Genomic DNA, 7,886 nt, shown 5'->3' with positions numbered 1-7,886 from the left:
GGTAGCCGTCGCCGCCGGTGTCGCTCGCGCCGTCGCTGGGGCGGGCCAGCAGCACCGACGCGACCACCGAGTCGAGGCCGTCGAGCGAGGGGCGCGCCAGGAAGAGGTCGCGCATCGCCAGGGTGGTCCACGGCGACGCGGCGCCGTGCCGGGCGTGCGGCCCCGTCGGGCCCGTCGTGCCCGTCGGGTCGCTGGGGTCGGCGGTCGCTCGTCCCGCACCGGTCGCCGTGGTCAGGACACCTGCCAGAAGGCAGGCGACAGCGAGGCGTGCGGGGAAGAACACGGGATCAAGGGTCGCGGACCCACCCACCGGATCCCGGTACGACGCGCCGGGTGCTGTTGGATGGCCGGGTGAGCGGACCGATCGTGACGACCAGCCCCGACGGCGGGATGACCGACGCCGTACGACGTGCGGCGCTGCGCCGGATGCGCACGGTCGCGGTGTCGCTGCTGGTGTTCGCCGCCGCCGTCTACGTCGTCACCTTGGACCGCGACGGGTTCTGGGGCTACGTCAACGCCGGCGCGGAGGCGTCGATGGTCGGCGCGATCGCCGACTGGTTCGCGGTGACCGCCCTCTTCAAGCACCCGCTCGGCCTGCCGATCCCGCACACCGCGCTCATCCCGAAGCGCAAGGACGACCTCGGCAAGGGCCTGGAGCAGTTCGTGGGGGAGAACTTCCTCCAGGAGGACATCATCCGCGAGCGGATCCTCGCGGTCGGGATCGCGCAGCGGGTGGCCGACTGGCTGGCGGTGGAGGCCAACGCGAAGCGGGTCGTCGAGGAGGTCGCGGACCTCGCGGCGATCGCCCTCTCCAAGGTGCGGCCCGACCACATCGAGTCGCTCGTCAACGACGCGCTCGTGCCCCGCTTCCGGGAGGAGCCGGTCTCCCCGCTGCTGGGCGGGCTGCTCGACGAGGCCCTCGCCGACGACCTCCACCACGGGCTGGTCGACCTCACCCTCAACGAGCTCCACGACTGGCTGATCGCCAACCCCGAGACGGTGCACGAGGTGATCGGAGAGCGGGCCCCGTGGTGGGCGCCGGACAGCGTGAACACCTACGTGATCAACCGGCTCCACACCGAGATGGTGCGGTGGATGTCCGAGATCCGGTCGCAGCCCGACCACCGGGCCCGGCGCGCGCTCGACTCGATGCTCCAGACGCTCGCCACCGACCTCCAGCACAACCCGGAGACCCAGGACCGGGCCGAGCGGCTCAAGAACCGGGTGCTCGACCACCCGGCCGTGATCCGCACCGCCATCGCCATGTGGTCGGCCCTGCGCTCGGCGCTGGTGAAGTCGCTCGACGACCCCGCCGGCGCGGTGAACCAGCGGTTGCTGACCGAGGTCGACGTGCTCGCGACGCGGCTGGCCAACGATCCCGGCCTGCGCCAGCGGATCGACCATTGGGCGGCCGACCTCGCAGTGTTCGCGATCGACCGCTACGGCAGCGAGCTCACCGCGGTCATCACACACACGATCGAGCGCTGGGACGGCAAGGAGGCCGCGCAGCGGATCGAGCTGCACGTGGGCCGCGACCTCCAGTTCATCCGGATCAACGGCACGATCGTCGGCGGCCTGGTGGGCGTGCTGATCCACGCGATCTCGGTGGGCCTCGGCCACTAGGGGGTCGGGCCTCGAGGAGGTCGGACCACTAGGGTGGGGCCGTGCCCGAACCTCTCGACGTCTCCATCGCCGAAGGCACGATCAAGCTCGGTCAGTTCCTCAAGCTGGCCAACCTGATCGACGCCGGCTCCGAGGCCAAGCCCCTGCTCGCTGCGGGGATGGTGCGCGTCAACGACGAGGTCGAGACGCGTCGCGGCCCAGTCGGCGCGGGTGGTCGTCGGGGACGTCCCCGACAACCTGCCCTGGTAGCTGCTCTCGAACGTCAGCTGACGCCGAGCAGGTCGACGACGAAGATCAGCGTCTCGCCCGGCTTGATGACGCCACCGGCGCCACGGTCGCCGTACCCGAGGTGCGGCGGGATGACGAGCTGGCGACGGCCGCCGACCTTCATGCCCTGCACGCCGGTGTCCCAGCCCTGGATGACCTGGCCGACGCCCAGGCGGAACTGCAGCGGCGCGCCCCGGTTGTAGGACGCGTCGAACTCCTCACCGGTGGAGTGGGCCACGCCCACGTAGTGCACCGACACGGTGCTGCCGGCAGTCGCCTCGACGCCGTCGCCGACGGTCACGTCGGTGATGACCAGGTCGGTCGGGGGCGTCGGGTCGGGGAACTCGATCTCAGGCTTCTCCATGGGGGAGAGCCTAGTCAGCGTCCTACAGCTGGTGGACGTAGGAGTCGAGCTGGTCGCGCTCGAACTGCAGCTGGTCGATCTTGTGCTTCACCAGGTCGCCGATGCTGACGATGCCGACCACGTCGTCGCCGTCGACCACGGGGATGTGCCGGAACCGGCCCTCGGTCATCGCCATCAGCACCTGGTCGAGGTCGTCGTCGGTCGAGCAGGTCCGCACGACCTCGGTCATGATCCCGCCGACGGTGTTGTCGATGACGGTGCCGTCGCTGTGCATGCGCCGTACGACGTCGCGCTCACTGACGATGCCGATCATCGAGGTGCCGTCCTCGCTCACGATCACCGCGCCGATGTTGTGCTCGGCCAGGGTCGCCACGAGCTGCCGCACGCCGGCGTCCGGGGTGATCGTGACGACAGCGGGACGCTGCTTGGTCTTGAGGACATCACTGATGCGCATGTGATGCAGGTTACTCGCGGCGAGGACTCCGGGACCAGATGTCCGAGACGGTACCGGGACCGCTCGCCGGCCAGTCCGGGTCGTCGCCCCCGTCGGGCACCGAGCCGAGGAAGGAGAGGGCCGCGTCGTGGAGGTGGCCGTTGGACGCGACGGCGTTGCCGCCCCACGGTCCTTCGGCGCCGTCGAGCGAGGTGAACCGGCCGCCCGCCTCGCGGACGATGATGTCGAGCGCGGCCATGTCGTAGACCTCGAGCTCGGGCTCCGCGGCGACGTCGACGGCTCCCTCGGCGAGCAGCATGTAGGACCAGAAGTCGCCGTAGGCGCGGGTCCGCCAGACCCGGCGCATCAGCGCGAGCAGGTCCTCGCCCAGGCCGCGGTCCTCCCAGCCGGAGATCGAGGAGTAGGAGAAGGAGGCGTCCTCGAGGCGTCGTACGTCGGAGACCTGGCAGCGGGTCGCCTTCATCAGCGACTTGCCGGTCCACGCGCCCTGGCCCGTCGAGGCCCACCAGCGCCGCTGCAGCGCCGGCGCGGAGACGACGCCCAGGACGATCTCGTCGTCGACCGCCAGCGCGATGAGGGTCGCCCACACGGGGACGCCGCGCACGAAGTTCTTGGTGCCGTCGATGGGGTCGACGATCCAGCGTCGCTGGGAGTGGCCCGACGTCCCGCCCTCCTCGCCGGTGACGGCGTCGCGGCTGCGGGCGCGCTTGAGGGTGCGCCGGATCGATTCCTCGACCGCCTGGTCGGCGTCGGTGACCGGCGTGAGGTCGGGCTTGCTCATGACGTGGAGGTCGAGCGCCTTGAAGCGCGCCTGCGTGAGCGAGTCCGCGTCGTCCGCCAGCAGGTGCGCCAGCCGGAGGTCGTCGGTGTAGTCGGTCACGGGGTCACCCTAGCCAGCCCGTTCGCTCACCAGTTCGTGGGCGCGTTCTCATCCCCATTTCAGCGACCCGGGTCCACCATGAGTCCATGGAGATCAACGGTCTGCCGCTGCACCCGCTCGCCGTCCACGGAGCCGTCGTCCTGGTGCCTCTCGTCGCGCTCCTCGCGCTCGCCTACCTGCTGCCGAAGTGGCACGACCAGCTCCGCTGGCCGCTGCTCGTCGGCGCCCTCGTCGCCGTCGGCTCGGTCGTCGTCGCCTACCTGTCGGGCGACTCCTTCCGCGAGGCCAACGAGTTCTTCAACACCGCCGGCCCGATCGCCGACAAGATCGACACCCACGAGGAGCGCGCCGAGCTGCTCCTGTGGACCTCGATCTCCTTCGGCGTGATGGCCCTCCTCAACGCCGTGCTGCACCCCAAGGAGGGCTGGCTGCGCTGGGTCCTCGGCGCCCTGCTCGCGATCGACGCCGTCGCCGTCCTCGTGCTCGTCATCATGACCGGCGACGCCGGCGCCCAGGCCGTCTGGGGCGAGGGCTTCAAGGGCTGACGCCGACATCGGGGAACTTCGCGTGAACCTGGCTGATCGGATGTTCCCCGATCCTGCTTCTCCACAGGCGGCGTCGACGCGGTGGTGAGGTCGCGGGTCCCACGGCACGCTCGCGGGTGTGGACCTCGTGGCACAGCGGCTCGTCGACCAGGACGGCGTGATCGCACGCCGACAGGCTCTCGCCGCGGGTCTCACGTCGACGGATGTCGCGCGCCTCGTGCGACGGCGTGAGTGGTGCGCGGTCCACCCCGGCGTCTACGTCACCCACAACGGCCCTCTGCCGTGGCAGCAGCGCGCCTGGGCGGCAGGGCTGGCGTGCTGGCAGGCCGCGCTCGACGGTACGTCGGCCCTCCGTGCCTGCGAGGGGCCGGGCCGCCGGCCGCGTGACGACGACGTGATCGCGGTGGTGGTCGCTCACGAGAGGAAGGTCCGAGCACCGGACGGCGTGTCCGTCCGTAGGTCCCGTGGCTTCGCCGACGAGGTCCAGTGGAATCTCAGCCCGCCCCGCGCCCGGTACTGCGATGTCGTGATCGGCCTTGCCGATCGCGCCCGGCATGAGCAGGATGCGATCGCGGTGCTCGCCGATGCGTGCGGTGGTCGCCGGACGACGGCACACCGCCTGCGCGCTCAGGTCGAGAGCACGGCTCGGCTGCGGCGCCGTGCGTTTCTCGGGGCCGTCCTCGACGACGTCGCGAGCGGCACCTGCTCCGTCCTCGAGCACGCGTTCCTGACCGAGGTCGAACGCCCGCACGGGTTGCCGCGGGGCCGCCGTCAGGTGGCGGGAGCCACCGGGGCGGGACGACGCCTGTTCCGCGACGTGGTCTACAGCGGGCGCAGGCCACCGTGGTCGCAGGTCGTCGAGCTCGACGGGCGCCTGTTCCACGACTCGGCGGCGGCGCGGGACCGTGACATGGAGCGCGACCTGGACGCTGCTCTCGAGCTGAACGAGACGGTGCGGCTCGGCTACGGACAGGTCCTGGGGAGGCCGTGCAGCACCGCGGACAAGCTGGGCCGGCTGTTCCAGCTCCGTGGGTGGGCCGGCGCGCCCGTTCGGTGTCCTCGTTGTCCGTCATCGGGGCAGATCGTGTGAACCAGGTTGATGCGATCTACCCCGATCAGGTCGGTGTGCCTCAATAGCCGCCTCAATAGTCGGTGACGGAGCGGGCGGCGAGGAGGCGGCGGAACGAGGCGACGCGCTCGGGGTCGGCGTCGCCGCGGTCGGCGGCGTCGTCGAGGCCGCACTCGGGCTCGTCCTCGCCGTGGGTGCAGCCGCGGGGGCAGTCCTCGGTCATCTCGTCGAGGTCGGGGAAGGCCAGGATGAGGTGCTCGGGCCGGACGTGGGCCAGGCCGAACGAGCGGATGCCCGGGGTGTCCACGATCCAGCCGGTCTCCTCAGGGAGCTCGAGCATGACCGCTGAGGTGGACGTGTGGCGGCCTTGGCCGGTGACGGCGTTGACGTGGCCGGTCTCGCGGTGGGCGTCGGGCACGAGGGCGTTGACGAGGGTGGACTTGCCGACGCCGCTCTGGCCGATCATCACGCTGGAGTGGCCCTCGAGGCGCTGCCGGAGGTCGCCGAGGCCGACGATGCGGCGGTCGGCGTCACGGTGCGTGACGACCCAGGGCACGCCGAGCGACCGGTACGTCGTCAGCAACGTCTCGGGGTCCTCGAGGTCGGCCTTGGTGAGGCAGAGCAGCGGCGCCATGCCGCTGTCGTAGGCGGCGACGAGCGCCCGGTCGATCCACCGGGTCCGCGGCTCGGGGTCGGCGAGCGCGGTGACGATGACGAGCTGGGCGGCGTTGGCGACGATGACGCGCTCGATCGGGTCGTCGTCGTCGGCGGTACGACGAAGGACGGTCGTCCGCCCGGCCACCTCGACGATCCGCGCGAGGCTGCCGTCGGCACCCGACACGTCGCCGACCACCCGGACCCGGTCACCGACCACCACTCCCTTGCGGCCCAGCGGCCGGGCCTTCATCGCCATCACCGTGCGGCCCTCGACGAGCAGGGTGAAGCGGCCGCGGTCGACCGTGATGACGGTGCCGTCGACGGCGTCGTCGTAGGTGGGGCGGTCCTTCGTCCGGGGGCGGGTACGACGACGAGGCCGCTCGTAGTGCTCGACGTCGTGCTCGCCGTACCGCCTGCTCATGCCGCGTGGCCTCAGATCAGCGCGGCCCAGAAGCCGGGGAAGTCGGGGAAGGTCTTGCTCGTGGTCGTCACGTTCTCGACGAGGACCCCGGGCACGGCCGCACCGATGATGACGCCCGCGTGCGCCATCCGGTGGTCGGCATAGGTGTGGAAGGTGCCGGGCCGCAGCGGCGCCGGTCGGATCGAGAGGCCGTCGGGGTGCTCGGTGACGTCGGCGCCGAGACCACCGAGCTCGGTGGCGAGCGCGGCGAGCCGGTCGGTCTCGTGGCCGCGGATGTGGGCGATGCCGCTCAGGCGCGACGGCGTCGAGGCGAGGGCGCAGAGCGCGGCGACGGCCGGCGCGAGCTCGCCCACGTCGTGCAGGTCGGCGTCGAGGCCCCGCAGCGCCCGGTGGCCGCCGGCCGGTCCGGTCACCCGCAGCCCGTCGGCGACCCGCGTGACGGTGCAGCCCATCTGGGCCAGCAGGTCGCGCAGGGCGTCGCCGGCCTGGGTGGTCGCCGTCGGCCAGTCGCGGACCGTCACCGACCCGCCGGACACGGCGGCCAGGGCGAGGAACGGGGCCGCGTTGGACAGGTCGGGCTCGATGGTCTCGTCGCGCGCGGCGATCGGCCCGGGCGCGACCGCCCAGCGGTTCGCGTCGCTGTCGTCGACGGCGACCCCGCGGTCGCGCAGCATCGCGACGGTCATCTCGATGTGCGGGAGCGACGGCACCGGCTTGCCGTCGTGGCGGACGTCGACGCCGTGCTCGTAACGCGCCCCCGCCAGCAGCAGCGCCGACACGAACTGTGACGAGGCCGACGCGTCGATCACGACGGTCCCGCCCGGCACGCGGCCCGAGCCGGACACGGTGAAGGGCAGCGACCCGCGCCCGCCGTCGTCGATCACCACGCCCAGCGCGGTGAGAGCAGCGAGAACCTCGCCGACCGGCCGGTTCCGCATGTGTGCGTCGCCGTCGAAGGCCGCCGTGCCGGCGACCAGTCCCGCGACCGGGGGGACGAAGCGCATGACGGTCCCGGCGAGCCCGCAGTCGACCTCGGCGGCCACGGGTGATGCGGGGGATGCGGGCGACAGCGGGGTCACGGCCCAGTCGTCGCCGTCGGTGTCGACCCGCGCGCCCAGCGCGGTGAGGGCCTGCGCCATGAGCAGGGTGTCGCGCGAACGCAGCGCACGTCGTACGACGGAGGGCCCGTCGGCCAGCGCGGCGAGGATCAGCGCCCGGTTGGTGAGGGACTTGCTGCCGGGGAGCGCCACGACCACGTCGACAGGTGTCGTCGCGACGGGTGCGGGCCAGGGGTCGGCGAGCGCGACGGCGGGAGTGGTCATGACCCGCCACAGTCTAGATGCGCCTGACTTCTGGCACGCTGTCCGCATGACTGCGGCCGGGGCGCGCCCGGACCCGGGCTTCGTCGGCCGTGAGGACGAGGTGGCCCGGCTCACCGAGGTGCTGAGGTCCGCCCTCGGCGGCGGCGCTCCGCTGTCGCTCGTGCTGGGGGAGGCCGGCATCGGCAAGTCGCGGCTGGCTGCCCGAGTCGCGGCGGAGGCGCGTGAGCTCGGGTACGACGTCGTGTGGACCGAGGCCGAGGAGGGTGCCGGGCCGTTCTCGGCCC

10 protein-coding genes and 1 pseudogene (1 of these 11 only partly in view) are annotated in these 7,886 nt (G+C 72.2%); 5 read left to right on the top strand and 6 right to left on the bottom strand.

Going from position 1 to position 7,886, the window contains the following annotated elements:
- A partial coding sequence (locus tag H0487_RS20220) for a hypothetical protein (RefSeq protein ID WP_220793624.1) occupies positions 1–283 on the bottom strand: 283 nt, incomplete at its 3' end.
- 68 nt (positions 284–351) lie between these two features.
- On the opposite strand from H0487_RS20220, the gene H0487_RS20215 reads away from it, so the two are divergent.
- Positions 352–1,623: a DUF445 domain-containing protein gene (locus H0487_RS20215; protein ID WP_312856034.1), complete on the top strand. Its 1,272-nt coding sequence runs from the start codon at positions 352–354 to the stop codon at positions 1,621–1,623.
- 41 nt (positions 1,624–1,664) lie between these two features.
- Positions 1,665–1,808 (top strand): annotated as a pseudogene (locus tag H0487_RS24035) (RNA-binding S4 domain-containing protein); the annotation flags it as partial.
- Between the two features lie 77 nt (positions 1,809–1,885).
- Here H0487_RS24035 and H0487_RS20205 read toward each other — a convergent pair.
- Genes H0487_RS20205 through hisN form a run of 3 tightly spaced genes read right to left on the bottom strand, consistent with a single transcriptional unit; the run spans position 1,886 to position 3,588 of the window.
- Positions 1,886–2,254 (bottom strand): FKBP-type peptidyl-prolyl cis-trans isomerase, encoded by a 369-nt coding sequence (locus tag H0487_RS20205; protein WP_183096029.1) that lies wholly within the window; start codon positions 2,252–2,254, stop codon positions 1,886–1,888.
- A gap of 22 nt (positions 2,255–2,276) precedes the next feature.
- Entirely contained in the window at positions 2,277–2,708 is a 432-nt protein-coding gene (locus tag H0487_RS20200) for a CBS domain-containing protein (RefSeq protein ID WP_183096028.1), read from the bottom strand.
- A gap of 10 nt (positions 2,709–2,718) precedes the next feature.
- Positions 2,719–3,588 carry a histidinol-phosphatase gene (gene hisN, locus H0487_RS20195; protein WP_183096027.1) on the bottom strand — a complete coding sequence of 290 codons (870 nt, stop codon included), beginning with the start codon at positions 3,586–3,588 and terminating at the stop codon, positions 2,719–2,721.
- 86 nt (positions 3,589–3,674) lie between these two features.
- On the opposite strand from hisN, the gene H0487_RS20190 reads away from it, so the two are divergent.
- Together H0487_RS20190 and H0487_RS20185 are read left to right on the top strand one after the other, a co-directional pair.
- Positions 3,675–4,133 carry a DUF2231 domain-containing protein gene (locus H0487_RS20190; RefSeq protein ID WP_183096026.1) on the top strand — a complete coding sequence of 153 codons (459 nt, stop codon included), beginning with the start codon at positions 3,675–3,677 and terminating at the stop codon, positions 4,131–4,133.
- A gap of 118 nt (positions 4,134–4,251) precedes the next feature.
- Positions 4,252–5,223 (top strand): putative endonuclease domain-containing protein, encoded by a 972-nt coding sequence (locus tag H0487_RS20185; RefSeq protein WP_183096025.1) that lies wholly within the window; start codon positions 4,252–4,254, stop codon positions 5,221–5,223.
- 52 nt (positions 5,224–5,275) lie between these two features.
- Here the strand turns inward: H0487_RS20185 and rsgA are convergent, their stop codons facing one another.
- Both rsgA and aroA read right to left on the bottom strand, forming a co-directional pair.
- Positions 5,276–6,280 (bottom strand): ribosome small subunit-dependent GTPase A, encoded by a 1,005-nt coding sequence (rsgA, locus tag H0487_RS20180; RefSeq protein WP_183096024.1) that lies wholly within the window; start codon positions 6,278–6,280, stop codon positions 5,276–5,278.
- Positions 6,281–6,291: 11 nt separating this feature from the next.
- Positions 6,292–7,602, bottom strand: coding sequence for a 3-phosphoshikimate 1-carboxyvinyltransferase (gene aroA, locus H0487_RS20175; RefSeq protein ID WP_183096023.1), 1,311 nt, complete (start codon positions 7,600–7,602; stop codon positions 6,292–6,294).
- On the opposite strand from aroA, the gene H0487_RS20170 reads away from it, so the two are divergent.
- Positions 7,601–7,886 carry part of the coding region annotated (locus H0487_RS20170) for an AAA family ATPase (RefSeq protein WP_446685584.1) on the top strand (this coding region is incomplete at its 3' end). Its footprint extends 914 nt past the window's final position, so 286 of the 1,200 annotated nt are shown. The genes aroA and H0487_RS20170 overlap by 2 nt on opposite strands.

Source organism: Nocardioides stalactiti, from assembly GCF_014180715.1.
In the GTDB taxonomy this organism is placed as follows: domain Bacteria; phylum Actinomycetota; class Actinomycetes; order Propionibacteriales; family Nocardioidaceae; genus Nocardioides; species Nocardioides stalactiti.
The sequence above is the reverse complement of the archived record's forward strand: the minus strand, read 5'-3'. Positions and strand labels throughout refer to the sequence as shown.

Excerpts from the sequence above, each read along its gene's own strand:
- rsgA (WP_183096024.1), bottom strand. The coding sequence starts at position 6,280 with ATGAGCAGGCGGTACGGCGAGCACGACGTCGAGCACTACGAGCGGCCT.
- H0487_RS20205 (WP_183096029.1), bottom strand. The coding sequence starts at position 2,254 with ATGGAGAAGCCTGAGATCGAGTTCCCCGACCCGACGCCCCCGACCGAC.
- H0487_RS20200 (WP_183096028.1), bottom strand. The coding sequence starts at position 2,708 with ATGCGCATCAGTGATGTCCTCAAGACCAAGCAGCGTCCCGCTGTCGTC.
- H0487_RS20190 (WP_183096026.1), top strand. The coding sequence starts at position 3,675 with ATGGAGATCAACGGTCTGCCGCTGCACCCGCTCGCCGTCCACGGAGCC.
- aroA (WP_183096023.1), bottom strand. The coding sequence starts at position 7,602 with ATGACCACTCCCGCCGTCGCGCTCGCCGACCCCTGGCCCGCACCCGTC.